This is a genomic window from Halovivax ruber XH-70 (genome assembly GCF_000328525.1).
Taxonomy (GTDB): Archaea; Halobacteriota; Halobacteria; order Halobacteriales; family Natrialbaceae; genus Halovivax; species Halovivax ruber.
This window is the reverse complement of record NC_019964.1, coordinates 726,823-753,050: the sequence shown is the minus strand read 5'-3', so window position 1 is coordinate 753,050 and position 26,228 is coordinate 726,823. Positions and strand designations below refer to the sequence as shown.

28 protein-coding genes are annotated in these 26,228 nt (G+C 65.4%); 10 read left to right on the top strand and 18 right to left on the bottom strand.

What is annotated here, in order from left to right; all coding sequences use genetic code 11:
- Positions 1-193: 193 nt before the first annotated feature.
- Positions 194-1,171, top strand: a complete 978-nt coding sequence (locus HALRU_RS03440; protein ID WP_148680611.1) for a sugar phosphate nucleotidyltransferase — start codon at positions 194-196, stop codon at positions 1,169-1,171.
- 26 nt (positions 1,172-1,197) lie between these two features.
- Here the strand turns inward: HALRU_RS03440 and HALRU_RS03435 are convergent, their stop codons facing one another.
- From HALRU_RS03435 to HALRU_RS15565, 6 genes are all read right to left on the bottom strand, one after another.
- Entirely contained in the window at positions 1,198-2,076 is an 879-nt protein-coding gene (locus HALRU_RS03435; RefSeq protein WP_015300018.1) for a universal stress protein, read from the bottom strand.
- Positions 2,077-2,169: 93 nt separating this feature from the next.
- Entirely contained in the window at positions 2,170-3,423 is a 1,254-nt protein-coding gene (locus tag HALRU_RS03430) for a glycosyltransferase (protein WP_015300017.1), read from the bottom strand.
- A gap of 315 nt (positions 3,424-3,738) precedes the next feature.
- Positions 3,739-4,647, bottom strand: a complete 909-nt coding sequence (locus HALRU_RS03425) for a class 1 fructose-bisphosphatase (protein ID WP_015300016.1) — start codon at positions 4,645-4,647, stop codon at positions 3,739-3,741.
- Positions 4,644-5,432, bottom strand: coding sequence for a class I fructose-bisphosphate aldolase (locus HALRU_RS03420; protein ID WP_015300015.1), 789 nt, complete (start codon positions 5,430-5,432; stop codon positions 4,644-4,646). Before HALRU_RS03420 ends, HALRU_RS03425 begins: the two co-directional genes overlap by 4 nt.
- 166 nt (positions 5,433-5,598) lie before the next feature.
- Positions 5,599-6,498: a hypothetical protein gene (locus HALRU_RS03415; RefSeq protein ID WP_015300014.1), complete on the bottom strand. Its 900-nt coding sequence runs from the start codon at positions 6,496-6,498 to the stop codon at positions 5,599-5,601.
- Positions 6,499-6,627: 129 nt separating this feature from the next.
- Positions 6,628-6,831: a hypothetical protein gene (locus tag HALRU_RS15565; protein WP_171814976.1), complete on the bottom strand. Its 204-nt coding sequence runs from the start codon at positions 6,829-6,831 to the stop codon at positions 6,628-6,630.
- Between the two features lie 126 nt (positions 6,832-6,957).
- On the opposite strand from HALRU_RS15565, the gene HALRU_RS03410 reads away from it, so the two are divergent.
- Positions 6,958-7,944 (top strand): hypothetical protein, encoded by a 987-nt coding sequence (locus tag HALRU_RS03410; protein WP_148680416.1) that lies wholly within the window; start codon positions 6,958-6,960, stop codon positions 7,942-7,944.
- A 315-nt stretch (positions 7,945-8,259) separates the two neighbouring features.
- Here HALRU_RS03410 and HALRU_RS03405 read toward each other — a convergent pair whose 3' ends face one another.
- Together HALRU_RS03405 and HALRU_RS03400 are read right to left on the bottom strand one after the other, a co-directional pair.
- Positions 8,260-9,360 (bottom strand): archaeosine biosynthesis radical SAM protein RaSEA, encoded by a 1,101-nt coding sequence (locus HALRU_RS03405; RefSeq protein WP_015300010.1) that lies wholly within the window; start codon positions 9,358-9,360, stop codon positions 8,260-8,262.
- Positions 9,361-9,477: 117 nt separating this feature from the next.
- Positions 9,478-9,672 (bottom strand): HVO_0649 family zinc finger protein, encoded by a 195-nt coding sequence (locus HALRU_RS03400; RefSeq protein WP_015300009.1) that lies wholly within the window; start codon positions 9,670-9,672, stop codon positions 9,478-9,480.
- Between the two features lie 212 nt (positions 9,673-9,884).
- Between HALRU_RS03400 and HALRU_RS03395 the strand changes: the two genes are divergently transcribed.
- Complete coding sequence (locus HALRU_RS03395) at positions 9,885-10,070, top strand: DUF1328 domain-containing protein (RefSeq protein ID WP_015300008.1); 186 nt, start codon at positions 9,885-9,887, stop codon at positions 10,068-10,070.
- A 228-nt stretch (positions 10,071-10,298) separates the two neighbouring features.
- Here the strand turns inward: HALRU_RS03395 and HALRU_RS03390 are convergent, their stop codons facing one another.
- The 3 genes from HALRU_RS03390 to HALRU_RS15850 are packed head-to-tail and all read right to left on the bottom strand — an operon-like array spanning position 10,299 to position 12,819.
- On the bottom strand, positions 10,299-11,171 hold the full coding sequence (locus HALRU_RS03390; protein WP_015300007.1) for a hypothetical protein: 873 nt from the start codon (positions 11,169-11,171) through the stop codon (positions 10,299-10,301).
- A 2-nt stretch (positions 11,172-11,173) separates the two neighbouring features.
- On the bottom strand, positions 11,174-12,676 hold the full coding sequence (locus HALRU_RS03385) for an MATE family efflux transporter (protein WP_015300006.1): 1,503 nt from the start codon (positions 12,674-12,676) through the stop codon (positions 11,174-11,176).
- A complete protein-coding gene (locus HALRU_RS15850; RefSeq protein ID WP_015300005.1) occupies positions 12,676-12,819 on the bottom strand; it encodes a hypothetical protein in 144 nt (47 codons plus the stop codon). The genes HALRU_RS03385 and HALRU_RS15850 overlap by 1 nt, the downstream gene beginning before the upstream one ends.
- Before the next feature lie 208 nt (positions 12,820-13,027).
- Here HALRU_RS15850 and HALRU_RS03375 point away from each other — a divergent pair, with 208 nt between their 5' ends.
- Positions 13,028-13,630: a TetR/AcrR family transcriptional regulator gene (locus tag HALRU_RS03375; RefSeq protein WP_015300004.1), complete on the top strand. Its 603-nt coding sequence runs from the start codon at positions 13,028-13,030 to the stop codon at positions 13,628-13,630.
- Between the two features lie 120 nt (positions 13,631-13,750).
- Here the strand turns inward: HALRU_RS03375 and HALRU_RS03370 are convergent, their stop codons facing one another.
- Together HALRU_RS03370 and HALRU_RS03365 are read right to left on the bottom strand one after the other, a co-directional pair.
- Positions 13,751-14,161, bottom strand: a complete 411-nt coding sequence (locus tag HALRU_RS03370) for a zinc ribbon domain-containing protein (protein WP_015300003.1) — start codon at positions 14,159-14,161, stop codon at positions 13,751-13,753.
- 71 nt (positions 14,162-14,232) lie between these two features.
- Positions 14,233-15,408, bottom strand: a complete 1,176-nt coding sequence (locus HALRU_RS03365) for an MFS transporter (RefSeq protein ID WP_015300002.1) — start codon at positions 15,406-15,408, stop codon at positions 14,233-14,235.
- A gap of 426 nt (positions 15,409-15,834) precedes the next feature.
- Between HALRU_RS03365 and HALRU_RS03360 the strand changes: the two genes are divergently transcribed.
- The 6 genes from HALRU_RS03360 (at position 15,835) to HALRU_RS03335 (ending at position 22,594) form a co-directional block, all read left to right on the top strand.
- Positions 15,835-17,070, top strand: coding sequence for a cation:proton antiporter (locus HALRU_RS03360; RefSeq protein WP_015300001.1), 1,236 nt, complete (start codon positions 15,835-15,837; stop codon positions 17,068-17,070).
- A gap of 329 nt (positions 17,071-17,399) precedes the next feature.
- The gene (locus tag HALRU_RS03355; protein ID WP_015300000.1) at positions 17,400-18,422 is read left to right on the top strand and encodes a Cdc6/Cdc18 family protein; all 1,023 of its coding nucleotides are present in this window, start codon (positions 17,400-17,402) and stop codon (positions 18,420-18,422) included.
- A gap of 196 nt (positions 18,423-18,618) precedes the next feature.
- Positions 18,619-19,047: a DUF7344 domain-containing protein gene (locus tag HALRU_RS03350; RefSeq protein WP_015299999.1), complete on the top strand. Its 429-nt coding sequence runs from the start codon at positions 18,619-18,621 to the stop codon at positions 19,045-19,047.
- 78 nt (positions 19,048-19,125) lie between these two features.
- On the top strand, positions 19,126-19,860 hold the full coding sequence (locus tag HALRU_RS03345; protein ID WP_015299998.1) for a hypothetical protein: 735 nt from the start codon (positions 19,126-19,128) through the stop codon (positions 19,858-19,860).
- On the top strand, positions 19,860-20,219 hold the full coding sequence (locus HALRU_RS03340; RefSeq protein ID WP_015299997.1) for a hypothetical protein: 360 nt from the start codon (positions 19,860-19,862) through the stop codon (positions 20,217-20,219). Before HALRU_RS03345 ends, HALRU_RS03340 begins: the two co-directional genes overlap by 1 nt.
- Complete coding sequence (locus tag HALRU_RS03335; protein WP_015299996.1) at positions 20,216-22,594, top strand: DNA polymerase domain-containing protein; 2,379 nt, start codon at positions 20,216-20,218, stop codon at positions 22,592-22,594. Before HALRU_RS03340 ends, HALRU_RS03335 begins: the two co-directional genes overlap by 4 nt.
- A 79-nt stretch (positions 22,595-22,673) precedes the next feature.
- Here HALRU_RS03335 and arsB read toward each other — a convergent pair whose 3' ends face one another.
- From arsB to HALRU_RS03310, 5 genes are all read right to left on the bottom strand, one after another.
- A complete protein-coding gene (gene arsB / locus HALRU_RS03330; RefSeq protein WP_015299995.1) occupies positions 22,674-23,918 on the bottom strand; it encodes an ACR3 family arsenite efflux transporter in 1,245 nt (414 codons plus the stop codon).
- Positions 23,911-24,375 (bottom strand): arsenate-mycothiol transferase ArsC, encoded by a 465-nt coding sequence (locus tag HALRU_RS03325; protein ID WP_245547783.1) that lies wholly within the window; start codon positions 24,373-24,375, stop codon positions 23,911-23,913. The genes arsB and HALRU_RS03325 overlap by 8 nt, the downstream gene beginning before the upstream one ends.
- Entirely contained in the window at positions 24,368-24,766 is a 399-nt protein-coding gene (locus HALRU_RS03320; RefSeq protein ID WP_015299993.1) for an ArsR/SmtB family transcription factor, read from the bottom strand. The genes HALRU_RS03325 and HALRU_RS03320 overlap by 8 nt, the downstream gene beginning before the upstream one ends.
- 84 nt (positions 24,767-24,850) lie before the next feature.
- On the bottom strand, positions 24,851-25,024 hold the full coding sequence (locus tag HALRU_RS03315; protein WP_245547782.1) for a DUF7511 domain-containing protein: 174 nt from the start codon (positions 25,022-25,024) through the stop codon (positions 24,851-24,853).
- A 330-nt stretch (positions 25,025-25,354) separates the two neighbouring features.
- The gene (locus HALRU_RS03310; protein WP_148680415.1) at positions 25,355-26,134 is read right to left on the bottom strand and encodes a DUF7260 family protein; all 780 of its coding nucleotides are present in this window, start codon (positions 26,132-26,134) and stop codon (positions 25,355-25,357) included.
- Between the last annotated feature and the right edge of the window lie 94 nt (positions 26,135-26,228).

Genomic DNA, 26,228 nt, shown 5'->3' with positions numbered 1-26,228 from the left:
GTCATCGTGGTACTGGCGTGCGTCGATCGCGCTACCCCGAGACGAGTCGACACGGTGTAAGGTTTACCACTGGCGTCGTGGGAGTCGACCCAGCCGAGTTAGCCATGTTCCCCGACAGCACCAACGAGCAGTTCGGACCGGTCAAGACGACGTGCGTGACCGGCCGACGGTGGTCACCGCGGAGGACGAGTCGATGAACGCGATCGTGCTCGCCGGCGGCTACGCGTCCCGACTGTGGCCGATCACGAAACATCGGCCGAAGATGTTCCTGCCGCTCGGGGAGACAACCGTCATCGACCGGCTCTACGCCGAACTCGAACGGAGCAATCGGATCGAGACGGTGTACGTCAGTACGAACGAGCGATTCGCCGGCGACTTCGAGGCGCACCTGGCCGAGGCGGCCTACGACAAACCCCGCCTGTCGATCGAGTCGACGCGAGCGGAAGCCGAGAAGCACGGCGTCGTCGGCGGCCTCGCGCCCCTCGTCGAGCGCGAATCGATCGACGACGACGTGCTCGTTGTCGCCGCGGACAACGTCTTCGACTTCGCGATCGACGACTTCATCGAGTACTTCGATCGGCGGCGAGCGCCGACCGTCGCCGCCTACGACGTCGGCTCGACGGATCGGGCCACCGACTACGGCGTCCTCGCGGTCGACGACGAACGCGTGATCGAGTTCGTGGAGAAACCCGACGAGCCCCCGGGGACGCTCGTTTCGATCGGGTGCTACGCCTTTCCCCGGGAGACGCTGCCGTCGCTTCGGACCTACCTCGACGGCGGGAACGATCCGGACGAGCCCGGCTGGTTCGTCGAGTGGCTCCACACTCGCGAACCGACGTACGCGTACTCGTTCGCGGGACACTGGTTCGACGTCGGTACGCGGGCGAGTTACCTCGACGCCGTCGACTGGTATCTCGACGGGGGATCACTGATTGCCGACTCGGCGTCCGTCGAGCACTCGTCGGTCGGCCGCGGCGTTCACGTCATGCCGAACGCGACCCTCGTCGACGCCGACGTCGAACGGGCGGTGATCTTCCCGGACGCGACGCTCTCCGCGACGACTGTCCGGCGGTCGATCGTCGACGAAGGGGCGTCGCTCGGCGACCTCGAGGTCGTCGACGCGATGGTCGGAGCGTACACGCAGATTCCGGGCGAGGGCGCGGGAGCGTGACGAGGCGACCGACCCGATTCGATCGGCTATGGCGACGGGGCAGTGACCGGGACGCAAAGTACCGGGACGTCGGCCCCTCTCACGACGTTCTCGGTGACGCTGCCGAGAAACCACTGGCCGACGCCCGTCCGTCCGTGTGTCCCCATGACGATCAGGTCGACCTCGTGGTCGCTCGCGTACGCGAGGATCGCGTTCGCGGGTGATCCCGTCTCGATCGATTCGGTCACCGCCACGTCGACGGCGTCGGCCCGCTCGCTCGTCGCTTCGATCGCCGCCTCCGCCCGCCGTTCCAGTGCCTCGATCACCGCGTCCGGTTCGTGGTGCGGAGGGGCCGGATCGACCGCGTACAGCGAGTGCACGTCGGACCCGAGGTGATCGGCGAGGGCGACCCCCCACTCGGCGGCGATCTCGGCCCCCTCACTGCCGTCGGTCGGCAGGAGCAGTCGATCGAACGCCACGTCCGCGATCCCGGGTTCGTCGGCGTCCGGCGGGACAGCGAGCACGGGCACCCTGGCCGTTCGGAGGACGTTCTCGGTGACGCTGCCCAGCAAGAATCTGTCGAGTCCCGTCCGACCCTTCGTGCCCATCGCGATGACGTCGATTTCGTGTCGGTGGGCATACTCCCTGACCGCCTGGAACGGTGTCCCTCGTTCGACCGCGGTGGTGACGTCGATCCCGTCGTCGTAGTCTCTCGCCATGTTCGCGACCGTCTCGACCGCTTCCTCCGCCCGCGACTCGAGCGACGCGATCGCGGCGTCGTCGCCCACCACGGGCGCGTCGACGACGGAGAGGACGGACACGGACGCGGCGGTCTGCGAGGCGAGCGCGATCCCGCGTCTCGCCCCGGAGAGCGCCCCATCGCTGCCGTCGGTCGGGAGCAGGACTCGCTCGATGAACCGGGCCATGCGTTGGTACTCACCGCCTCACCGGATAATGGTGCAGGGGGCTCGATATGGATCGGACCGTTCGGCTCCCCGTCGAGACGGTTACCTACTCCGTCAGGACACGGACTCGTCGCGATCCAGCACCTCGACGTATATCGCGAGTTGGTCGGCGAGCTGTCGAGGCAAGAGGAACCGCTCACGAACGCGTTCGCGTGCGTTCGTCCCGAACGACGCCAGGCGTTCCTCGTCCTGCAGCAGCTCGACGACGTGGTCCCCGGCGCGGGCGACGTCGTCGGGTTCGACGAGGTACCCGGTGTGTCCGTCCTCGATCTGGAGGGGAATACCGCCGACGTTCGAGCCGACAACCGGGGTGCGCTTCCAGAGCGCCTCCGAGACCACCAGTCCGAAGCCCTCGCGGATGGACTTCTGGACGACGACGTCGGATCGACGCTGCAAGACGTTCACCGTCGCGTCCGGGAGGTCGGTCAGGACGTATACGTCCGGCTCGGCGACGGCCTCCCTGGCGACGCGCTCGTAGATCGCGAGCCCTTCCGGGTCGTCGCCCGCCATGCTGCCGACCAGCGCGAGCTGGAGGGACGGAACCTGCTCTCGGGCACGACGGAAGATCTCCAGGGTGCCGAACTGGTCCTTCCACGGATCGAAGCGCGACACCTGGGTCACGACCGGCGCGTCGAAAGAGAGGGGGTCGAGTCGGTCGCACGCCGCAGCGACGGTATCGTCGTCGAGAGCGCGGTTCTTCGCCGCGAGCGGGTCGATCGAGGGGTAGACGACGCTCGCCGCCGGCATCTCGATCGGCGCCCCGTACGCCGACCGACTGAAGATCGCGTGGTCGACCCGCGCGACGTAGTCGGAGACGAACGCGAGATGCGCGGGCGCCGGATCGGTCAGGTCGATGTGACACCGCCAGACGATCGGCGCATCCGGCAGCCGTTCACGGAGTCGATCGATCGATCCGAGCGGCTGCGGGTCGTGAATCACGACGAGGTCGTACTCGCCTTCGATTTCGGCCGCGTTCCGCTCGTTCACCGCACGGTACGTCGCCTTCATCTCCTCGGTCAACGAGGTGTCGGCTCCCTGGAGCCCGTTGTGCATCGCCTTGGTCACCTCGAAGAACTCGTCGTCGGCGTCCATGACCAACCAGTCAGCGTCGACACCGAGGTCGTTACTCACCGGGACGATCGACCGGAGCAGTTCGGCGACGCCGCCGCCGACCGCCGTCGAGTTGACGTGGAGGACCCGAACGTCCGACAGCGCCCCAGCCAGCGACCGAAGCCGATCGAGTCGCTCCCGATCGGTTACGGCGGCGTAGGCGTCGATCGACCGCGCCGGGAGCGTGGGCTGATGCATCGGTGACGTCGTACCACGACGACGCTGGTATCAGTTGTGGGGGAGACGCTACGTCGTCGTGACGGAGTGAGGCGAGCCGGTACCGTCGGCCCACACCGGATCCGGTACAGGGTCGCCGGTTTGCTGAGTCCGGTATCGGCGTCACCTGCCATCGCCGTCGAGACGGCCCGACGGCCATAGTGAGTGATTCTAACCGTCACGGCGAGCCAATTCCGGCGGTCACCACGAGACGATTCTGGCGGTCACTACGAGACGATTCTGACGGTCACCGCGAGACGATGCTGGATCGCAGAACGAGCGGCGCGTCCCGGCCGGCTACTCGAGGGTGGCCTCGAGACGGTCGATCAACTCGGCGGTGCCCACGTGGAGCGGGACCCGATCGTGCAGCTCGTTCGGCTCGACAGAGAGCAGTGACCGGGAGCCGTCCGACGATCGGCCGCCGGCCGTCTCGACGAGGTGGCCGATCGGGTTGCCCTCGAACTGGAGGCGAAGTTTACCGCGGGGACTGCCGTCGAGCGCCGGGTAGGCGAAGATGCCGCCGTAGGTCAGGACCTGGTTGACGTCGCCGATCATCGCGCCGCCGTAGCGGAGTTTGTGCGAGGGATCGGATTCGACCGCCCGGGCGAAGTCCGCGAAGTCGTCGGGCCAGTCGGGGACGCGACCGCCGAAGCCGTAGACGAGCGGATCGTCGGGAATGGTGACGTCCTCCTCGACGACGGTCGGTTCGTCGCCCGAGAGTTCGTACTTCGTGACGGTGCCGTCGCGAGCGAGTGCCATCGTCGTGATCGGGCCGTACAGCACCCAGCCCGAGACGACGATCGACGTTCCGGGCGCGGGAAGCGGCTCGTCGTAGACGGCGAAGACCGTCCCCATCGTGTTGTTCGGTTCGAGGTTCGACGAGCCGTCGAGCGGGTCGACGGCGACGGCGACAGCGTCGGGGTCGGCGGCCGACCCGCCGCAGTCGATCACGTCGGCGCGCTCTTCACTCGCGTACTCGGCGACGCCATCGATCGCCGACAGGCGTTCTTCGAGCAGGTCGTCGGCGTAGACGTCGGCCTCGGCCTGCACCTCACCGCTCGGGTTCTCACGGCCGGCCTTCCCGCGGCGGCCGACGAGTCCGCTGCGGATGTCCTCGGCCGAATCCGCGACGACGTCGACGATCGCATCGACCGTCGCGGCGCGGTCTCGTTCGGCGTCCGCTCCGTCGCCGTCGCGCTCGCTCATTCGTCGAGCGCGGCGTCGGCGGTCTCGCCCTCGTAGATGACCTTCTCGAGGGCGTCGAGCAGGTGGGTCGGGTCCTCACGCTGCCAGACGTTGCGGCCGACGGCCAGGCCTTTCGCGCCGGCGTCCATGACGGCCTCGACGGTCGAGAGGAACTCGTAGTCGGAGGTCTTCGAGCCGCCGGACATGACGACCTTCATGTCGCCGGCACAGTCGACGGCGTGGGCCATCGCCTCCTTGCTACCGGGGTACTTGACCTTCGCGACGTCGGCACCGAGTTCGAGCGCCAGACGGGTCGCGTACGAGATCGTCGACGGCTTGGTGTCGTTCTTGAGTCCCTGCCCGCGCGGGTACGACCACATGACGGTCGGGAGATCGTGTTCCCGTCCGGCCTCTTGCACGTCGCGGAACTCCTCGACCATCTCGATCTCGTTGTTCGAGCCGCCGTAGACAGTGAAGCCGAGCGCGTCGGCGCCGAGTTCCGCGGCGTAGTCGACCGAGCAGTTGACCGCCGAGTCGGGTTCGCCCATCCAGAGGTTGGAGGTCCCGTTGATCTTCAGCAGGAGGTTGACGTCGTCCTCGTAGCTGGGGTAGTAGCCCTCGGCGATGCCCTTCTGGACGGCCATCGCGGTGACGGCGTCGTGGGTCGCCGTCTCGAAGACCGTCGAGGGGTCTAACTTCTCCGGGACGTCCTCGAAGTCGACGGGGCCGTGCTCCAGGCCGTGGTCCATCGCGAGAATCAGTACCTTTCCGTCGCGGACGATCGGGGAGTCGTCGATCGGAATCATCTGTTTGAGTGGTGCTACAGACGCGTATTTATCTCTGATGGTCCGTGCCGAAGGCGGGTCGTTCGAGCCAGGTCAGGCCGGGGAAATCAATTGGCGGTCGACCCGTTGCGCACCCGGTCGGTGGTCGGTCGTCACGCACCCGGTCGCCGGTCGATCCGTCACGCACTTACTCGGCGGCCGGCACGTCGCGCCGGAGGTCGCGCCACCGGATCGGGTCCACCATCGCGACGTACGTCGTCCCCTCGTAGGTCGCGATCCAGTAGGCCCGATCGTCGTCGCTCGCGAAGGGGTCGTGATCGAAGAACGTTCGCGCGACGCCTTCGAACGCTTCGTCGTCGGTCGAGTCGGCGTAGTAACCGCCCTCGTCGATGGCCTCCTCGACGACGTCGCGTTCAGCGTCGGAGAGGCCGGCGAGGTCGAATCGATGGTCGGCCGCCAGCTCGTCGGCGTAGCGTCCCTCGCTCCCCAGTTCGTCGACCAGCGTGTACTCGTAGGTCGTCACCGTCGTCTCGATCGGCTCGACCGCGACGCCGAATCGGTCGCCGTCGACCGCGAGGACGTCGAAGTCCGGGTCGGGGACGATGGCGGATTCCGCCCGCTCCGATTCAGTGTAGGACAGGTCGGCGCCGACGGCATCGTCGCCCGACGTGCGCTCGGCGAGCAGTGGTTCGAGCCGCTCGGCGTCTACGCCCGGGAGCGTGTCGAACTGGCGGTCGGCAGTGTCGGCCGCCCCGGGATCGGTCTCGAGAACGACTCGGTAGTCGGTGCGAGTTCGGTCGCCCGTCTCGGTACGAGCCAGCTCGTAGACGGCTCCGTCGTAGGTAACCGGCTGATCGACCCCGAGCGGTGGTCGCTCACCGGAGACGGTCGCCGAACCCGTGTCGAGAACGTCGACGACGATGTCGCGCTCCTCACCGGTCCGACCGACCTCGACCGTCGCCGGGTCGAGGAGTTCGTCCGTCGTGGCCTCGTCCATCTGCAGGACGCCGGTCGCGTCGATACAGCCCGCGAGCGTGGCGCAGAGACCGGCCGCCACGGTTCCGAGAACGCGACGTCGGGAGGGCATCACTCGACAAATTCGTGTCACGGATAAATACTTTCTGCGTCCGATACCAGATCGTGCGCAGGTGTCGTCGGGAACGGTGGTTCGCCGCATCCAGTGTGTCGTTGCGACCGGTGGCCCACGACGTTCGTCTCATCGGGTCCGGCTCGCCGTGGCGATTATCCCCTCGTACGTCGAAACCCGGTCATGGCATCGACGACTCACCGCTGTGTCTGTGGTGCCGAACTCCGCTTTCGGCAGGACCTGAAGAAAGAGGATAGCGGCGTCTATCCCACCTGGAAGTGTAAGGATTGCCTGATGCCAGTCCCGGGAAAGATCGGCGAGCGTCTCAAGCATCAGCATCCGTCGTGATTAAACACATACACAAATAGAATCGAGGGTGGAGAGGGGTGAGAATATATTTGAATATGAAATTCAATAATAACATATATCGGCCCTCGGTTTACTAATTCCGAATTTTTAATGGGTCTCGTCCTGGAATATAAATTATTTATAACTATTCAAGAATGCAAATTATTATATACCCATTTATCGAATATTTGCTTGAGCATGCAAAGAAGAAAATTTGTGAAGAGCGTGGTCGGAGGATCGGCTGGAACAGTTGGTGCCATAGGTTTAATGAGAGGAGTGGCAGCCGAACAATCTCAGAGTAGTGAAGGGATCTCCGAATTTGAATTACCAAGTGGAGTTGAAACGGGCGGATCAACGGTTCGAAAAGTAAAGGAAGGACGCTCCATCAGCCCTTGGAAATTCCACGGAACCGCAGTAGCGCGTGAAGGTGGCGGCAACACGAAAGCAGTCGTTGGTGAAGTAGGCCAAGCAATGGACCTATATACAGGTGGGCAGGTGATTCGTTCACAAACTCTTCGCGCAGGAGCAGGTTGGTGTTATTTCGACATCTCCAACGACGTAGAAGAATTGGAATTGACCATTGACTATGATCTAAACGTAGAGGCAGAAGGGTGGTCCCTCCTCTCAAATGCGGATCTCACTAATAATGTTGAAGGGGAGGCTATCAGCGAAAACACAACGTTCGTTAATGGGGAGGAATATGAACCGAAAGGAGCCCCACTTATACTTCCGATTGCTGCTTTGGGAGTCGGAACTGTTAGCTTATTGGCAGCACTAACTAACTCGGGTGGGAGTTACTCGATTGGCTATGCAATTGACCGGATAGACCAAAGCACAAACGATCCAAACTCTCGGATCATAGATTATGGTGACTTATATGACTTTAATGACTCCGGGACCTTCAGCCATAGTAACACAAACAACTATTCAGAGACCATAACAGTTGGCAATTTAGATAGTGACTACACATATAGGTTAATTCTTATGGGCGGATGTGCAATTAGTGCAACAGGGCTATCAAAGGCCAAAGTAGATATGAAGGATATTGTAGGCGTATGGGGTCTGGATTTCACAAATATTGAAATAAAGGCCGTATAGGAAACTCTACAAATGGCGCATTCTGAGGACTATCAACCGATAAGCATTCTTTGGGCATTAATATGTTTTTTTCTTGCCATGTCTAATGGGGCACTCTACACCCACAAAAACGAACTTATTAGCCTCCTCTCCATTCCTCCGTTGGTTGTTTTAGGGCTTGCATCATTGCTCCCGGCTGAGCGAGAACTGTTAGCGAAGTATCTTTCAAGCACTGCCGCCATCCTATGGCTACTGGCGATATTCGTTTTAGCATAATTTTTACATATATGATTCTAGTCTAAATTAGAGACAGAGAGTTCACATCATCACAGATCTTCACCGAACCAGCGGCATGTTGTAACTCGTCTCCTGTTCCATCACCGTCTCCCAGGTCGTCTCGCACTCACAGGAGACCTGCTCGAAGACGGTGGGATCCTGCCGGAGGTCGAAGTCCTTGATCGCCTTCTGGACGAGATCGTCGCACTCCGTGCAGTTGTGTGGCCCACGATCTGAGCCGTGGCCGACGGGGTCGGAAACGACGATGGCGTCGACGTCGGCGGTCTCTTCGAGAACGTGGGCGACCGACCAGAGCCACGGCGGGCGGTAGCCGTCGTTGAAGTAGAGGTCGTCGACCATCGTGTAGCGCTGGACGTTACACGGGTTCATCGAGACGGTGTGACAGCCCTCGACGTCGGCACAGCGTTCGATCGACGAGATCATGTCCTCGACGGCCTCCGATTCCGCGAGAAACGGCGGCTTCATCAGGAGGTAGGCCTTGATGCCGGCTTCGGTATCGCCATCCGCATCGGCGTTCGCCACGGCTGCCTCCGCGCAGGCGGCCTCGAAGTCGGCGAAGTCGAAGTACTTGTTCACGCAGTCGTGGCGCACACGGTCCGTGGCCGTCTCCAGGCCGATAGCGACGTCCGTGTCGATGCCGTGCTGGGTGAAATCAGCGATTTTCTCGCGGTCGACGAAATCGGGGAGCGATTCGACGACGATTCGCTCGCGGTCGGCGAACGTCTCGGCGATGGCCCGGCGAGTCTCGGCACCAACCTCGCGCTCGTCTAAGAAGGAGCCGGAGGTGTAGATCTTGATGAGTTCGGCGGGCGCCTCGGCATTGTCGTCCTCGTGTGCCAGGCAGACGTCGATCTGGTCCATCAGCGCGTCGTGAGAGACACTGCCGCCGTCGACGCTCTCGGCGACGTAGCCACACATCGTACAGCCGCCGGCACGGGCCCAGCGACAGCCGCCCGTGTTGAGGATGATCGTCAGACTCCGTTTGACGCCGTCGGGCGTGTTGTCTTCGTCCAGCCAGACGCGCGTCGGCTCGTGGGGGTCGTAGCTCGCCTCCTTGCGCGAGCGGATCTCCCGCATCACCTGGTTGTGGGCGTCCATGCCCTTGCCCTGCTCGTAGACCTCGGGCGTGGGAGTACTCATTGCCGGGCAAAGCGCCCCGACGCGTATAGCCGCTTCGTCTCACCGGGCGGGTGCTCGTCGCACAATCGTCCCGGATCGCTCTGCTCGACCGCAGCCGGTCACCATCCACGCGGTTTGCTACGCCGGGAGGCGAATTTCGCGACGCTCACGAGCGCCGCAGCTGCGACACTCGCGCTCGTACCGGACCGAGCGACCGCTGGCGCGCACGGTCCACTCGCTCGCATCCTCACTCCCGCAGGACGTACATCGAGCGTCGGCTTCGTACGTTCGACGCAGCCGATCGAACGGACTGACGACGGCGAACACAGTCATGTGCTATCATACCACACAGGAGCTGATAACGCTACCGCCGGCACGCCCCGAGCACGCTCGTACTGACACACACTGTGGGAAAGGGGACGGCAGAGATGGGCCGACCAGATCGCTGAATACGAGAGGTACGCACTCACTACTCGTGTCATCTGACCAATTTGTAAACCGAACAGTGTGCATCACTTAAGTACGACTCCGTGGCGACACAGGCTATGGTCGACGCCATCTCACTCCAGCTCGGCAACGGCGGGTTCCTGTACTGGGCAATCATCTTCTTCGTGCTGGCGCTCGTGGCCGCTGCGATCGGCGCCCGCGGTGTCGCCGGCATTTCGATGGAGATCGCTCGAATCTTCGTCCTGCTGTTCATCGTCCTCGCCATCGTCGCGCTCTTGCTTTGAGGGCCAATCTGGACCCATCGAACGGACGGTTCGGTCGACAGCCAGCCGAGGACCCCGGCGTGACAACACTCCTGCGGTCGTCGACTTCCAAGCTGGGATTCCGCCCTCGACAAGAGTACCGACCGAGATGGGCTGAAGCCGCGATACTATCCAATTCTGGAGGACGGACGATACTCACGTCGCTTGACTCCGGATCGGGACCCCAGTTGATCGATCACAAATCAGCGTCTATCTCCGAGAGTCGGCCCGGACGAGTGAGCGCAGTGCAGTCGCGTCGATGGTCGCCGGCAAGGATTCGATCGCCGTTAGCACCTCGTCACGCCGCTTTCCCGCCAGGCGACGGAGATCGGCGTCTCCGGGCGCCGAACCGTCGCACTCGACGCCAGGAAACGGCGTCACGGGCCCGGGAACGGTCGACGGATCGAGGACGTGGCGAAGTTGCCGGTGGACACTCGCCAGACGACCGATCGACGCGATCGTCTGGCGGTGACCGGTGGAGGAACCAGCCAGCACCGCCCCGGTTCGTGCCGCCCACCAGCCGAGTGCTCCCGCCGTCTCCCCGATCACATCCGCGTAGGCGTCGGGAGATGGCGACCGGCGTACGTCGGTGGCCATCGCCTCGATACTCCGCTCGGCGGTCCCGGCGAGGGTCTCGAAGCACGACTCGAGCCGGGCGGTATCGTCGTCGCTGGTCACGGAATCCCCCAGGCGCTCGAACGCTGCGGCGAAGAGATAGTCACTCGAGAGGAGTTCCGGCGTCACCGACTCGAGGGAGCGATCGTCGCCATCGCACAGAAGCGCGTACCGGAGCGAACAGTAGCCACGAAGTAACTCGATGGCAGCCGCGGCGCCGGCTGTTGACCCTGTTTCGTCACCGAACGCCGCCCCGGTCGTCGAGTCGGGTACATCGCCTGCCGGTGCGTCACCGGCCTGTCCCGCCGCGGCTGATACGAAGACGAGCCGGCCGTACCACCGGTCCTCGAACGCGTCCATCTGCGCGTCGGCAGGCGCCAGACAGCCGGTCGGGTCGGACGGGAGTGCATGTTCGATTGACTGGTCGATCGCTGCGCGTCGGTCCGTGTGGTCGGTGAGGTGCATCATCGTCAGTCGTCGTCTGTCGGTTGGGCGTCGGGTGCCGGCACGTCGGGCGTCGGGCCGCTCTGCGTCAGGGTACCGTCGCGCCAGGTCCCGCGTTTGAACCAGCAGTACGCGACGACGCCGCCGACGATATTCGAGATCGGGAACGCGATCCACAGGCCCATTACACCGAGCGGGCCCGACGCGATCCAGGCGACCGGAAGGCGGACGAAGCCGAGCGTCACGAGCGAGATGACGGCCGCGACCATCGTGTGCCCGGCACCGCGGAACCCACCGGTGTAGGCGCGCATGACGCCGATGAAGCCGAAGGTGAGCCCGGTCACGCGGAGGAAGGTCGTGGAGTGGTCGACCACCGCGGGATCGGGTGAGAAGATGCTGGCGATCGGTCCCGCAGCGAGCATGATGAGGCCGCCGCCCACCGTGAGGAGCACGAGCATGGCGCGTGCGCCGAAATGGTTCGTCTCGGCGGCGCGTTCCACCGCGTCGGCGCCGATGTTCTGGCCGGTCATCGTCTCGATCCCCTGCGAGACGGCGAGCGCCGGCAGGAAGATCACCGAGAACACTCGCGTTCCGATGCCGTACGCCCCGCTGACGGCGTTCGGGAAGGTCGCCACGACGACCAGCAAGAGCGTGATCGAGAGCGACCGAGCCGCCCCCTCGACGGAGGCTGGCAGGCCGATCTCGACGATGGTCCGCCCGAACGAGCGGTCGGGCAGCATCTCCGAGAGGCGGATCTGCACGCCGTGATTCCCGCGGAACATGATCACGAGCCCGACGACGAGTGCGAGCGCCCGGGAGCCGACCGTCGCGATGGCGGCGCCGCCGATCCCCCAGCCGGTAAAGCCCGTCGCGGCAAGCGCCGCGGCTTCGAGGCCGTCGAGTCCGAACGCCCCGAACAGCGGGTTCGCCTCGAAACCGAAGATGAGGATCGGGTCGAAGACGATGTTGAGTACCACGGAGCCGGCCATGACGTACATCGGCGTCACGGTGTCGCCGTAGCCGCGCATGAGCGCCATGAAGACGGCGAAGCCGAAGACCGCGAACAGGCCGATCGCGTAGACGCGCATGTACTCCACGACGAGCGGTTCGACGGAGGCGTTCACGCCCATGAGCGCGGTGACGTCGTCGACGAAGGCGTAGCCCAGGACCCCCAGCACGATGGAGATGACAGCCGCGTAGGCCATCGTCTGCGAGGCGGCGTACGCGGCGCGCCCCTCGTTGCCGGCCCCAACGTGCTGGGCGACGAGGACGCTCCCCGCGACCGAGACGCCCAGCGCGAGCGAGATCATCAGGAAGACGATCGGAAACGCGAACGTGATTGCCGACAGCGCCTCGGTGCTGTGACGGCCGAGCCAGAAGGTGTCGGCCAGGTTGTACAGCACCTGAAAGAGGTTCTGGACGATGATCGGCAACGAGAGGTAAAAGAGCGGCCAGCCGATGCCACCCGATGTGAGGTCCATTCCCTCGGGCCCTCTGAACAGCGAGTCGACGGACTCCCGGAGCCCCATCAGGCGCACACCTCTGCGGCGTCCTCACCGACGAGAGACGCGTCGACCCCGCCCGCGATACGCTGTATCGGCAGATCCGCGTCACCGCGTTCGCAGAGAGCGCGATAGGCCGCGTCGAGGATCGTCCGTCCCGAGTCGTCCATTGAGTAGCAGTGCTTACTAACCAGTTAGTCAAAAACCTTGGGAACGCGGCCGCGTGTGTCGCCGAGCCGGGTGGCCAGCCGGACCGACGACCGATTCCGACGGCGAATCCCAGCCGGGCCCGAAACCCGACAGGCCCCTCACGATCGGGAGAACGGCGATAACTGGCGTACAAAACCGTTATCCCTCCGACCGTGTATGCTGTATTCGATGGTCGACGATCCGGATCGATCGAGCGCGGACCCTGACGAGGCGATTATGCGTGCGACCTATCGCGCGCTTTCTGCACACGGGTACGCGGATCTCACGATGAAACGGATCGCCGCGGAGTACGGCAAGTCCACGGCGGCGATCCACTACCACTACGACACGAAAGACGACCTGCTCGCCGCGTTTCTCGACTTCGTTCTCGGGCGATTCAAGGACGCCGTCCACGAGGTCGAGACGACCGACCCTGAGGAGCGCCTGGAGTTACTGCTCGATCAGTTACTGGTGAGCGCGGGCGACCACAGCGATCTCCTGGTCGCGATGCTCGAGATGCGAAGTCAGGCACCGTACAACGAACCGTTCAGCGAGCGATTTCGACAGAACGACGCCTACGTGCGGTACCTGCTCGAGACCGTGATCGACCAGGGGATCGACGCGGACGTCTTCGCCGACGCGGACGCCGAACACGTCGCCCGGGCGCTCATGACGATCGTCGACGGGGCGCGCACCCGGGCGGTCGTGCTCGACGAGGAGACGGCGTTAGCGACCGCGAGGAGGGCCGCCGCCGAGTACCTCGCGGGGACGCTCGATCACCGACCGGCGTGATCGACCGGGCGATAGAACTGGGACGATAGAGAGGACAATTTTCCCGCGCGAACACGCCGACGTGTGCGTCACCGCTTGGTGTGTGTCACCGTTCGACATGTGTACCGTTCGGCGTGGGCATCACCGTTCGGCGTCGTCGATCGACGTCGTACACCACTGACAGAAGTCGAGGTCCGGGTCGAGTTCCTTCCCGCAATTCGGGCAGGTACTGACCGCCGACTCGGCTTCGTCCATCGCCGCCGCAGCCGCCTGGTTTCGTCTGTTCAGGGCGCGGGCGACGAGATAGGCGTCGACGACGCTGAACGCACCGACGAGGAGCGACGGGGCGAGGGCGACAGGGTCGATCGCACCCTCGTTGACGAGCGCCTCCATCGCTTCCGGCGGGACGAACAGCGCACCGGTCACGAAGACGACGAGCAGCCAGCCGAGTGCACGCCGCCACCGCCTGAGGTACAGGTGGCCGAGCCCGGTCACGAGCGTCGCGAGCACCGCGGCGAGCCACGGCCGTTTCTGCGAGATCGAGTGGCCCATACGAGAACTAACCGGATAGTAAGCAATAAGCCTTTCACACCGGTCACGTGGGGCGGACGTTCGCGAGTCCGCTAGCTTCCCGTCGCCGTCGCCGACTCCCACGTGATTCGTCTGACGGCTCCCGACGCGATGGTGGCGATCGCGATTTCGAGCCCACCCGCGACGAGGAACGCCGCCAGGTAGCCGTACGCGTCCGTGACGAGTCCTCCGACGAGGAAGCCAGAGAACATCCCGAGACTGCCGAAGACGTTGAACCCACCCATCGCCGCACCGCGGCCCGACGACGGGACGATGTCGGTGACCAGCGCCATCGTCGTCGGCGAGACGAGTGCGCCGCAGATCCCGACGACGACCATCAGCCCGGCAGCGAGGAGGTAGGTCGGGGCGAGCCCGACCGCAATGATCGCCACACCGTAGAGCATCGAGCCGACGACGACCGGGAGGAATCGGCCGACACGATCCGAGAGCGAGCCGACCGGGTACTGCAAGACGGCGAACGGGACGAAGAAGAGCGCCAGCGTCAGTCCCGCCTGCCCCGCGTCGATGCCGAACGCGTCCCGGAAGTACGCGACGCCAGTCAGTGCGAAGAACCCGGCCGTCAACCGGTCGACGTAGCCGAACGCGTAGGGGACGAGGAGGGTCGGTCGGTCGCGAACGCGCGCGACGAGGGTCCCGACGGGGAGGCCGTCCCCGGGTCCACGGTCGGGGACGGTCGCCGCGAGGGCTGCAGCGCCGGCGAGCAGCGCGGCGCCGGCGTACAGTGGGGCCAGTGGATCGATCGTCGCGAACTGCCCGCCGACGACCGAGCCGAGCGCCGCTCCGAGGCCGATCGCCGTCCCCGCCGCACCCATGTTACGGCCGTGGCCGCCCGAGAGATCCATCAGCATGGTGATCGCCAGCGAGAAGGCGCCGATCGTGAACGCCCCGCCGACGACACGAAGCGCCAGCACGACACCGAACCCAAGGCCCAGCGTCGGTGACAGCGCGACCGCGAGGTAGCTCGCCGCGCCGCCGACGGCGCCGAGCACGACCAGCGGCGTCCGCCGACCGAGCGCGTCGCTCGCCACCCCCCACAGCACGGCACAGCCGACGAACGCACCGAACTCCGCGACGAGGAACCACGTGCCGGCGAGGATGTCGTCGCCGCCGCCCAGCGCGACGACCGTCTCCGAGAGCCCCGGGTAGAGGAACACCTGCGAGACGAGGACGCTCCAGACGACGAGCGCGAGGCGCGATCGATCGGTCATCGGTCTCGGCCCCAGCTGGGGGCCGAACGCATGTACGTGGTTCGATCGCGGTCGGCGCCACGGACCACACACCAACCCGGACGTTCCCCGTAGCGAACCCTACCGTTTCGAGTCGCACCGTCGAGTGTCCCGCCGTCGCGACCCAGCTCGACCGAGCGCGATCGACGCGGTTCTGCATGAACTAACTATCCAATTAGTCAGCCCTCCGTCTTTCGCTTCGACACCGTGTTCGAGGGTCCACAGTCGGCACCGGCATACGACGGGTACAGGAAGACCAGCCGCCGGAACGTACTCGCTCGGGTACCGACGCGATACGAGTGAATCGACGGCGACACGGCACGGGTTCGGACGGTCACCGGGTTCGGACGGTTCTGGTCAGAGCGTACGGGTGGACAGTCCCCAGACGAACGATCGAGGTCCTCGACAATGGTCGAAACCGTCAGCATCGACATTCTCAGTCTTCTGCTGGTCCTCACCGTCGCGTGGGTCTTCGGGGCGGTCGCCGAGCGGTTCGGCTACCCGACGATGATGGGCGAGCTGTTCGCCGGCATCGCCTTCGGCCCGCCGCTGCTGGGCCTGCTCGAACCGTCGACCCTGCTCTCCGTGTTCGCGGAGTTCGGTATCTTCCTCCTGATGGTCTACGTCGGCATGGAGGTCGACCTCCGGGAGCTGTTCAAACTCGGCCCGCCGTCGCTGCTGATCGCCTTCGGCGCGTTCGTCGTCCCCTTCGGACTCGGGTACGGAGCCGGCGTCTGGCTGGGCGTGTCGACCGGCGCGGCGCTCTTTCTCGGGCTCGCGATGGCGGCGACCTCGCTAGCGACGAAATCGCGCATCCTCGCCGATCTCGACCTGCTCGACACCCGAATCGCGAACGTCCTCCTCGGCGGCGCGCTCGCCTCCGACGTCGGCGTGCTGGTCGTCTTCGCCGGCGTCGACAGCTACGTCACGGCCGGGACGCTCGACCCCGTCGAGGTCGTGACGATCCTCGGGAAGGCACTCGGCTTCTTCGTCGTCACACTCCTGCTCGGCTACCTCTTCCTGCCGCGGGCGTGGGCGCTCATCGAGACGTTACGCGAGCGATACGGCTTCGTCGATCAGACGACCGGATTGACGTTCGCCCTGCTGGTCTCGCTCCTGTTCGCCCAGCTCGCGACGCTCGCCGAGTTGCACATGATCATCGGCGGCTTCGTCGCCGGGATGTTCCTCCGCCAGTCAGACGTCGAACCGGGCCTGCACGAGCACATCCACACGGTGATCTACACCCTCGCGATGGGCGTGTTCGCCCCCGTGTTCTTCGTCACCGTCGGGTTCGACATCACGTTCGACGTCTTCGCCGACTCGTTCGGCATCCTGGTCGTCCTCGTCGCGATCGCCTTCCTCGGCAAGATCCTCGGCTCGTGGCTGTTCGCCCTGCCCACCTCGCTGACGTCGCGTGAGGGCCTCGTCATCGGTTTCGGCATGAACGGCCGCGGCACCGTCGAGATCATCATCGCCTCGGTCGCGCTGTCGGCCGGCGTCATCGACACCGAGCTGTTCTCGATTCTGGTCTTCATCGCTATCTTCACGACCGCGCTCGTCCCCGTGACGGTCACCTGGGGCGTCCGGATGTTAGAACGGGCCGACGAACTGGTGTACGTGGAACGAGCTGGGAGCGGTCACTGATCTCACTCCGCGTTCGACCGGCACATCGGCCAATCCACCGGCGGACTCCGATATCGTCCCGGCTAGTTCTCTCCGACAATCAATTAAACCATATAAACCATACGTGCAAATTCCACATTCAGGCCCGATACACAGCTATTTCGGCCGATACTGCGACCGTTCGAGGGACGCTCCGTCACCAAAATTTCGTATCGCACTATGCAATATACCATATAAAGTAGTCGCGAGGGGGCCGGCTCCAGGCGTAATCGTTTCCCGTTCGGCGGCGGAATCGGAAAATTGGAAGACGGTCACCGTCGCTTAAGATTCTCCAACGGGTACAGACGACCGTGATCGTCGACGACCGTGTCCTGACCGAAGCGTTCGTCCCGAGCGAAGTGGTTCACCGGCACGAGGAGATCTCACGCCTCTCCGAGGCCGTCGAACCGCTGCTCTCCGGCGGACGGGCCGATCCCGCGTTCCTCTTCGGTCCCACGGGCGTCGGGAAGACGTGCATCGCCCGGTACACCCTGGATCAACTGGCCGAGCGACGGCCCTCCATTCGCGTCGCGTACGTCAACTGCTGGCAGGAGTACACCCGGTTTCGCGTCCTCTACAGCCTCCTCGAAGCGGTCGATCAGGCGTACGACGTCCACCGCTCGACCGCCCAGGACGAGTTGTACGGTCGACTCCGATCGGCCGACGAGGCGCCGATCGTGGTCATTCTCGACGAGGTCGACCAGCTAGAAGAGAGCGAGGTGCTCTACGACGTCCACCGGTTACCGCACGTCTCGGTCGTCCTCGTCGCCAATCGCGAAGAAGAGCTGTTCGCTCGCTTCGACGACCGGGTTCGGTCGCGGTTTCGAGCTGGCACACGCGTCACGCTGGACCGCTACGGCGTGGACGAGCTCGTCGCCATCCTCGCAGAACGGGTCCGACAGGGGCTCGAACCCGAGAGTGTGACCGACGAGCAGCTCCGCCGGATCGCCGACGCGGCGGCGGGCGACGCCCGGGTCGCGATCGGGATCCTTCGATCGGCCGCGACGCGTGCCCAGGGACGCGGCGACGATCGCCTCACCGACTCGCTGCTCGAAGATGCCATTCCGGACGCCCGGAACGCGATCCGCCAGAAGACCATCGAGAACCTCCCCACCCACCAGCGGACGCTCTACGACGTGATCGACGAACACGGCGAGATCGAACCCAGCGACCTCTACGAAGCCTACGAGGACCGCGCCGACGAGCCGAAGACGCGCCGGACCGTCCGCAACTACCTCACGAAGATGGCCCACTACGACCTCGTCGAGGCCACCGGAGAGAACCGCGGACGGACGTACCGGATCGTCGAGTCGACCGTCGTAGACACGCCCTAAGGAGCCGCGGCGGTACACCGCACCCACTATCGGACGAGCCATCCGATCTACGGCACAACCGGGCGATATCGGGCGAGCGAACGAGCACTATCGAACGATCGAATGGACACGCCGAGCGACGCCGGCCGGACGACTGACTAAAGGTGGTGGGACGTGCACGCCGGAGTGTTTTCGTGGCAGGGAGTGACTGACGGGTATGGGCGCATCTGGCGAGGGCGACGAGCCAGTGGTGCGGGACGAGAGCGGTCACTCACCGGCGCACGTCTTCGCACTGCTCGCGAGCGACGGTGGGCGACGGCTGCTGACGACGCTGTACGATCGTGGGGGAACCGTCCCGGTCGGCGAACTCGCCGACGAGCTCACCGCGGGGGAACAGGGCGACGCCGACGCACCCACCAACAGACACGCCCAAAAACGACTCCGCCACGCCATCCTTCCGACACTTGCCGATACTGGACTCGTCACGTACGACCGCGAAACGGACGCGGTGACGCTCGCCGATCGCGGCGACCGGCTCGAACCGTACCTCGCGTGCGTCCGCGAGGCAGCGGCCACCGACGTCGCCTGGTACACCGACACCACCACGACCGGGCGGACACCCACGGAGTCCGATACGCGCCGATAACACGATGAGGAACGCCGGTATCGGAAATTCCGGAAACGGTATTCCGACCCTTAACTCCCGGGCCAGTGACGTGCCGGTATGCATCACGTCGAGTTCGACACCGGCCTGACGGTGCTCCGGGTGACGTCGCCGCGGTCGACGGTCGTCCCCGAGCTCGTCTGTACCAGACTGGTCGACGAATCGGGTCCGATCCACTGGGTCGACGCGAGAAACACCGCGAGTACGCACGTCCTGTACGACCAGGCGCCGAGCGCGACGACGCTGGCCCCGCTCCGCATCGCCAGAGCGTTCACCGCGTATCAGCACCACTCACTGGTCCAGGCGCTGGCACGCCAGGCCTCGGCGCGTTCGTCGATGCTCGTGGCGCCGAACGTCGACTCGCTGTACCACGACGACGATCTCGACGAGTGGGAACGAGAGCGATTGCTCGCGGCATCGCTCTCGACGCTCCGGGAACTCGGCCACTCGCTCGACGTCCCGGTGCTCGTGACGACCACCGGTGACACTGTTTCGCCGCGACTCGACGAGTACGCCGATCACACACTCGAATCCGTCACCACGCGCGTGGGCACGCGCCTGGACGGTGACGGCGTCGAATCGGTCGGCTACTGGGACCGCCACGGCTGGCAGACGACGATCCCCTACTGGGCGGACCGCTACGGGACCACCGACGCGCTCGATCCCGCGATCGCAGCCCACGACCGAGGACTGCTCGCACCCGACCTCACCCGGGAGTGGGAACCACCGACGACGGATCGAGCGAGCGGTCCACTGACGCGCTCGACGCCAGCCATCGACGGTGGTGAGGCCTGATGGGACGAACCAACCCGACCTATCGCGACGCCCTCGCACAACTCGAGGCGGAGTGGAAACCGATGCGACGCGCGCTCCGTCGCGAGTACCAGCACGACTTCGACCGGCTGTTCGATCGGGCGCGCGGGTACGCCGATGCAGCGGGCTACGCGAACCCGCCGGATCCCGAACGTGCACTCGTCCTCTCACTCTTGCTCGCTCACGAAGCCGAGATTCGCCGCCTCAACGACCGACTCGACGAGCTCGAACGGTCGCACCAATCAGGCACCTCCGAGACGAAGGAGACGTCGATGGGAGCGGACACGGGAACGGCCTGTGACTGTACCCACGATGCCGATACGGGGGTGGGTGCGGAGTGACGAGAGAGACGGGGCCGTTCACCATCGAGTGCGAGGGCGACGAGGTCCGTGCCTGGTACCTGACCGAAACCGGCGCGGAGGCAGTCGTCGACGAGTCGTACGAGCCGACCACGTATCTCCACGGACCGCCGGACGCGTTGGCGACCGTTCGGGACGATCTCGCGACCGATCCGAAGGTATCGAGCGCCCGGCTCGTCGAGAAATATACCACATTACGCGATACGAAACGAGGGTCGGCGACTGACCCGATGCTTTCGGTCTCGCTCGACCGAATGGGCGAGGTTCGGACGCTCGCACGGGAACTCGTCCACCGGTACGAGGGACCGGTATCGGATCGATCGGGCGAGCACGGCGGTCGGTCGACCGCCAGCCGGGACCGGGGACGGCGCGATTGTGAGCCACAGTTCGCTCCCGGGACGTTCCGCCTGTTCGACGTGGATCTCGCCCCGGGATTCCGGTACTGTCTGGATCGGGGCGAGTCGCCAGCGTCGTCGGCCCCCGGCCGGGCGCTTCGGCGATTCCACATCGCCGTCGACGAGCGAGCGCTCGCAGCCGGCGACGTCTCGTCCCTGCGAGTCGGACGTGGGACGGCCGACGACGGGTCGATCGAGTCCGAGCGCCTCGATGGGGGGCCAGTTGCGGTCCTCCGGGCGCTATCGGATCGGCTGGCGCAGGTGGATCCCGACGTGCTCGTGCTGAGTCACGCCGAACTGGTCCCGCTGCTCTGCGAGACGGCGGCCGAGGAAGGGATCGCCGACTTCCAACTGGGCCGGCTGCCGGGCTGGACGCGTATCGCGGGCGAGAACACGTACGCCAGTTACGGGCAGGTCGGCCACTCGCCGGCTCGATACCGCGTTCCCGGCCGGGCGATCGTCGACGAGTCGAACAGCTTTCTCTGGCATCAGTCGGGGCTCTCGGGACTGCTGTACATGGTCGAAGCGAGCGGTCGACCACTCCAGGAGGCGGCGTGGGGGAGTATCGGGACGCTCCTCACCTCGCGACAGATTCGACTGGCACGGGCACGAGACGTCCCCGCCCCCTGGAACAAGTGGGAGCCCGAAGCGTTCAAAGACGTCCGGACGCTGCACGCGGCCGACCGTGGGGGCTTTACCTTCGCCCCGGAGGTGGGCCTCCACGAGAACGTCCACGAGATCGACTTCGCGTCGCTGTATCCCCGGATCATCTGCGAGCGAAACGTGAGTCCGGACACCGTCGACTGTGCGTGCTGCGGGCCGGACGGCGACCGGCAACCGCGTGACGAGGTTCCCGGACTCGCCTCCCACGTCTGCCAGGACCGAGGGTTTCTCCCCGACGTACTGGCAGACCTGCTGACAGACCGCGCCGGGATCAAGCGACGGCTAGCCGAAGACGACCTCGATGCGGGCGAGCGTCGACGGCTGCGCGGCCAGTCGGGCGCGATCAAGTGGGTCCTCGTCTCGTGTTTCGGCTATCAGGGCTATCGCAACGCCAAGTTCGGCCGCATCGAGTGCCACGAGGCGATCAACGCGTACGCGCGAGAGATCGCCCTCTCGGCCAAACAGCGCCTGGAGACCGGCGGCTGGCGAATCGTCCACGGCATCGTCGACAGCCTCTGGGTGACGCCGGCCGTCGACGATCCGGAACCGCTCGCGGACGTGATCGCCGACGTGAGTGACGACGTCGGCATCCCGCTCGAACACGACGGGACCTACGAGTGGGTGTGTTTCGTGCCGCTGCGCGACTCGGTCGGTGGTGGCGAGACGCGCGGAACGGGCGGGCGGACGGTGAGCGGCTCTGGGACCGAGCGGGGGCCGTCCACGGCGCCGGGCGCTCTCACCCGCTACTTCGGCAAGCGCGCGTCCGGCGAGTACAAGTTCCGCGGGATCGAGCTTCGCCAGCGCTCGACGCCGGCGTTCGTGGCCGACTGCCAGCATGAGTACGTGGACGTCATAGACGGTGAGCGCGAGCCAGCGGCCGTCTGTGATCGACTCCGACGCCACGTCTCCATGCTCGAGCGCGGCGCCGTAGAACCGGCCGATCTCGTTGCGACGAAGCGTGTCTCGAAGTCGCTCGAGGCGTACACGCAGGCGACCCACACCGTAGCCGCACTGGAGCGCCACGAGGCGGTCGGCGTGCCCCGCCAGCCGGGCCAGTCGGTCGAGTACGTCGTGGTCGACGACGGTGCGAGTCGGACGAGCGAGCGCGTCCGATTGCGACTCGAACTCGACGGCGAACTCGAGACCGGCTCGGGCCCGGACTACGACGTCGAGTATTACACCACCCTATTGATCCGGGCGGCCGAGAGCGTCGTCTCGCCGCTCGGCTGGGATCGCGACCGGATCCGTGCCTCTCTCGCGGAGAGCCAACCGGTCTCGTTGTCGGCGTTCGGCGCGTGATGACGGGTTCGGTACTCGGTCGCGTGTTCGGCCCACGAGTACGAGTCTGGTGCGCCACGGCGGCGATAGCGACGGCAACTCACTCATCACCGCCAGTATCGACCGGGGAGCCGTCGGCCGATGGCGCACGGTCCAGCCGACCGGTCTCGTGACCGGTCCAATCGAACCGGCGTTGAAAGCGGATCGCGACGTGGACGAGCGCGAGTAAGACGGGTACCTCGATCAGCGGGCCGACGACAGTCGCGAAGGCGACGCCGGAACTGACGCCGAAGATGGCGACCGCGACGGCGATCGCGAGTTCGAAGTTGTTCGACGCCGCGGTGAAGCCGATCGCGGTCGTCGTCGAGTAGTCCGCGCCGATCCCGTGGCCCATCCCGAAGCTGACGAGGAACATGACGACGAAGTAGATCGTCAGCGGGACGGCGATCCACAGGACGTCCGTCGGCTGGGCGACGATCCGATCGCCCTGCGTAGCGAACATCACGACGATAGTGAACAGGAGTGCGACGAGCGTGAGGGGGCTGATCGACGGCGCGAACGTCTCGTCGTACCACCGCTCGCCCTTCGCGCGGGTTCCGACGTACCGCGAGCCGATACCTGCGGCAAAGGGAACCCCGAGGAAGACGGCGATCGCTCCGAAGACGTCCCACGGACCGATGTCGAACGTCTCGATGCCGGTGGCCATCGCGTCGAGGCCGAGCTGGCCCGGCAGGAAGAGGGCGAAGAACCAGACGTAGACGCCGTAGGTGAGGATCTGGAAGACGCTGTTGAACGCGACGAGGCCGGCGGCGTACTCGCTCGAGCCGTCGGCGAGGTCGTTCCAGACGAGCACCATCGCGATACAGCGCGCCATCCCGATGAAGAGCAGGCCGAGGAAGTACTCGGGGCGGGCGGGGAACCAGGGGACGACGCCGCTGAAGAAGACCACGGCGAGGGCGAACATCAGCGTCGGCCCGATGAGCCAGTTCTGCACGAGGGAAAGCGAGAGGATTCGCCACTGGCTGAACACGCGCGGGAGGCGCGCGTAGTCGACCTTCGCGAGCGGCGGGTACATCATCGCGATCAACCCGATCTCGACGAGGTGGAGGTCCTGAATGGGGTCGACCACGCCGGGTGCGACGGAGCCGAGTCCCACGCCGACCACCATCGCGGCGACGATCCAGACGGAGAGGTACTTATCGAGAAAATCCATTGTCCGGGGGTCGCCGCAATCCGGACAGCCACAGTCCGGGCCGTGGTCGTGCTGGACGGCCGGGTCGGACCGCTGGTCGTGCTGAGCGACCGGGTCCGAATCGGTGCCGGCCGTGGACGTTCCATCACTCATCGTGGCTTCCCTCCAGTTCGTCGAACAGGTTCCGAACCCGGTCCGCGATCGTAGCCCGAATCTCGCGGACAGTTTCGATATCCGCGCCGTGGGGGTCGGGCAGATCCCAGTCCCGGGCGTCACCGCGCCAGGTGGCTGGACAGATGCCGTCGATCGAACAGCCCATCGTACAGACCACGTCGCAAGCGGCCAACTCGTCGGGCGTGATCGCCCGGGGCTCGCGGTCCACGGGGTCGAGTCCGGCCTCGGCCATCGCGTCGGCGACGACCGGGTGAACCGCGTCGGCGGGATCGGTGCCGCCGGTCACGATTTCGACGGCCTCCAGGCCACGGCGGTCGCGTTCACGTTCGGCGAGCGCCGTCGCCAGTTGACTGCGCCCGGCGTTCTGGACGCAGACGAACGCGAGCCGAAGGGTGGAAGCGTCCGCGTCCACCGCCACGTCGCGGGCGTCAGTCACTCCCTTCACCCCGCGTCGCATCGAGCGCGGCGACGAGTACTTCGGCACGTTCGGTCGAACGGTAGTACCGCCAGGTACCCTCCTTCCGTCGGGTGACGAGCCCCGCGTCGGTCAGGTCCGACAGCGCGTGGCTGATCGCGCTGTCGCTGACGTCGACCAGCGGTGACAGTTCACAGACACAGAGTTCGTCCGCCGCTGCGACGAGCAACGAGACGAGTCGGTAGCGGGTCTCGTTGCCGAGCGTCGAGAGTGCGTCGAGATCGGCCGACGGGTCGGTCGGAACCGCCTCGTCGAGCGACTCGAGTTCGCGCACGCGGTCGGCGACGTCCGCGTCACAGCACTCGTCGAGTTGTGTTTCGAGCAATCGACGGAGCGAGGATGACTGGGGCATCAGTATCTGAATATCTGAACAGGCCCTCATATAGATGTTCGGGTCGATGTGCGCCGGTGACGTGCAGACCCAGTAGGAAGCCGCTCACCGGCACTCGTCGAGGGCCAGAAACACCTCGTCGTCCGCGGAGAGCCACGCCGTCAGGCGCGCCCACTCGTAACACTGACGCGGGTACACGGTGCGTCGGTCCGGGGCGGCGTCGTTCCGGACGACCGTCGAGACGAGATCGACCGGGGCGTGGGCTGGGCCATCGTCCACTATCTGGTCGGTCGGGTTTCCCCGCGTGTGGCTGTCGGCTGTCATGGAACTCCGGGGCGTGCGACCACTCCGATTTCGGGTATCGGGAGCGGGGTAAAAACGACTGCTAAGAGGACTATTGAGTGATCCGGACCGATCAGAGCGCGCAGCCGACGCAGCTCGGGTGGCAACGACGCGAGTGCGGAATCGACGGCGGCGAACCAGGCGGACGAACGTCGTCGGACCGGACAAACGGAAATCGAGCGGTCGACAGGGAGAAATCGGCGGCCAAACGGTTACCAGGTGGACGGCCCACCGGAACGCGAGGGTGAGCGGCCAAGCGGGGACGTCTCAGGCACGGGCGAGGGGGCGTTCGTCGCACTCGTAGCGCCGCTCGATTCGGGAGAGTATGTCGGCGACAGTCGCGAGAACCGGATATGTCGACTCGAGATCGGCGTAGAGGTACTCCTGAACGTGGCTGGTGTCTACCCGCCAGCTACCGGTGAGCGCGTGCTCCTGGATCGCTTCCTGTCGATCGGCCGCGACGGACTTGCAGCGTCGCTCCATCGTGACGAGCGTCGAGCGAACCGCGTCGCGGTCGTCGAACGGGTCACGTGACGAGGACGACGCGGCGAGCGATTCGAGGCCCGTCGAGAGTTGACGAATCGGCCGTTCGGCCACCTCGAGAGAGTGCCGTTCGTCGTCGAGAGTGGCCAGAAATCGGGTTCGACGGTCTCGCGCATCGCTCGCCGCCGTGCGGACCGCGCGTTTGCACAGGTCGGTGAAGGGGCCCGCTAGCAGCGCGGACGCCACGTCCGGACCGAACTCGGCCGCGATGCTGTCGGGATACGTGTCGTCGTAGTCGGCTGCGTAGTGAAAGACATCCATGACAGTATCTTCGTAGGCCCGCCTGACCGCCGCGGCGCCGGATCGATCCGCGCCCGATCCAACGAGGAACTGCCCGCCACCAGTCGTCGGCGACGTCGCGACCGGGACATCGTCGACCGCGTCCAGGAACGTCTCGAACGCGCGGGCTTCCGCCAAAAGACGGCGCCGCTCTCCCCTGAGTGCTCGTTTCGCCGCCACCATTCGGTCGACGGGGTTCGCCGGCGAGCGGGTCGATTCATTCACATCTGTACCGGCTTTCTGGGGCTTGTTAAGCCGTTATATGAGGCGTACGGGAGACTATGTAGGGATACGTTCGCCGGGGTACTCGATCCGCCGA

What these genes read in the sequence shown, in the direction of transcription:
- HALRU_RS03440 (WP_148680611.1), top strand. Translation starts at nt 194, where the DNA reads ATGAACGCGATCGTGCTCGCCGGCGGCTACGCGTCCCGACTGTGGCCG.
- HALRU_RS03435 (WP_015300018.1), bottom strand. Translation starts at nt 2,076, where the DNA reads ATGGCCCGGTTCATCGAGCGAGTCCTGCTCCCGACCGACGGCAGCGAT.
- HALRU_RS03430 (WP_015300017.1), bottom strand. Translation starts at nt 3,423, where the DNA reads ATGCATCAGCCCACGCTCCCGGCGCGGTCGATCGACGCCTACGCCGCC.
- HALRU_RS03425 (WP_015300016.1), bottom strand. Translation starts at nt 4,647, where the DNA reads ATGAGCGAGCGCGACGGCGACGGAGCGGACGCCGAACGAGACCGCGCC.
- HALRU_RS03420 (WP_015300015.1), bottom strand. Translation starts at nt 5,432, where the DNA reads ATGATTCCGATCGACGACTCCCCGATCGTCCGCGACGGAAAGGTACTG.
- HALRU_RS03415 (WP_015300014.1), bottom strand. Translation starts at nt 6,498, where the DNA reads ATGCCCTCCCGACGTCGCGTTCTCGGAACCGTGGCGGCCGGTCTCTGC.
- HALRU_RS15565 (WP_171814976.1), bottom strand. Translation starts at nt 6,831, where the DNA reads ATGCTTGAGACGCTCGCCGATCTTTCCCGGGACTGGCATCAGGCAATC.
- HALRU_RS03410 (WP_148680416.1), top strand. Translation starts at nt 6,958, where the DNA reads ATGGGTCTCGTCCTGGAATATAAATTATTTATAACTATTCAAGAATGC.
- HALRU_RS03405 (WP_015300010.1), bottom strand. Translation starts at nt 9,360, where the DNA reads ATGAGTACTCCCACGCCCGAGGTCTACGAGCAGGGCAAGGGCATGGAC.
- HALRU_RS03400 (WP_015300009.1), bottom strand. Translation starts at nt 9,672, where the DNA reads ATGACTGTGTTCGCCGTCGTCAGTCCGTTCGATCGGCTGCGTCGAACG.
- HALRU_RS03395 (WP_015300008.1), top strand. Translation starts at nt 9,885, where the DNA reads ATGGTCGACGCCATCTCACTCCAGCTCGGCAACGGCGGGTTCCTGTAC.
- HALRU_RS03390 (WP_015300007.1), bottom strand. Translation starts at nt 11,171, where the DNA reads ATGATGCACCTCACCGACCACACGGACCGACGCGCAGCGATCGACCAG.
- HALRU_RS03385 (WP_015300006.1), bottom strand. Translation starts at nt 12,676, where the DNA reads ATGGGGCTCCGGGAGTCCGTCGACTCGCTGTTCAGAGGGCCCGAGGGA.
- HALRU_RS15850 (WP_015300005.1), bottom strand. Translation starts at nt 12,819, where the DNA reads ATGGACGACTCGGGACGGACGATCCTCGACGCGGCCTATCGCGCTCTC.
- HALRU_RS03375 (WP_015300004.1), top strand. Translation starts at nt 13,028, where the DNA reads ATGGTCGACGATCCGGATCGATCGAGCGCGGACCCTGACGAGGCGATT.
- HALRU_RS03370 (WP_015300003.1), bottom strand. Translation starts at nt 14,161, where the DNA reads ATGGGCCACTCGATCTCGCAGAAACGGCCGTGGCTCGCCGCGGTGCTC.
- HALRU_RS03365 (WP_015300002.1), bottom strand. Translation starts at nt 15,408, where the DNA reads ATGACCGATCGATCGCGCCTCGCGCTCGTCGTCTGGAGCGTCCTCGTC.
- HALRU_RS03360 (WP_015300001.1), top strand. Translation starts at nt 15,835, where the DNA reads ATGGTCGAAACCGTCAGCATCGACATTCTCAGTCTTCTGCTGGTCCTC.
- HALRU_RS03350 (WP_015299999.1), top strand. Translation starts at nt 18,619, where the DNA reads ATGGGCGCATCTGGCGAGGGCGACGAGCCAGTGGTGCGGGACGAGAGC.
- HALRU_RS03345 (WP_015299998.1), top strand. Translation starts at nt 19,126, where the DNA reads ATGCATCACGTCGAGTTCGACACCGGCCTGACGGTGCTCCGGGTGACG.
- HALRU_RS03340 (WP_015299997.1), top strand. Translation starts at nt 19,860, where the DNA reads ATGGGACGAACCAACCCGACCTATCGCGACGCCCTCGCACAACTCGAG.
- arsB (WP_015299995.1), bottom strand. Translation starts at nt 23,918, where the DNA reads ATGAGTGATGGAACGTCCACGGCCGGCACCGATTCGGACCCGGTCGCT.
- HALRU_RS03320 (WP_015299993.1), bottom strand. Translation starts at nt 24,766, where the DNA reads ATGCCCCAGTCATCCTCGCTCCGTCGATTGCTCGAAACACAACTCGAC.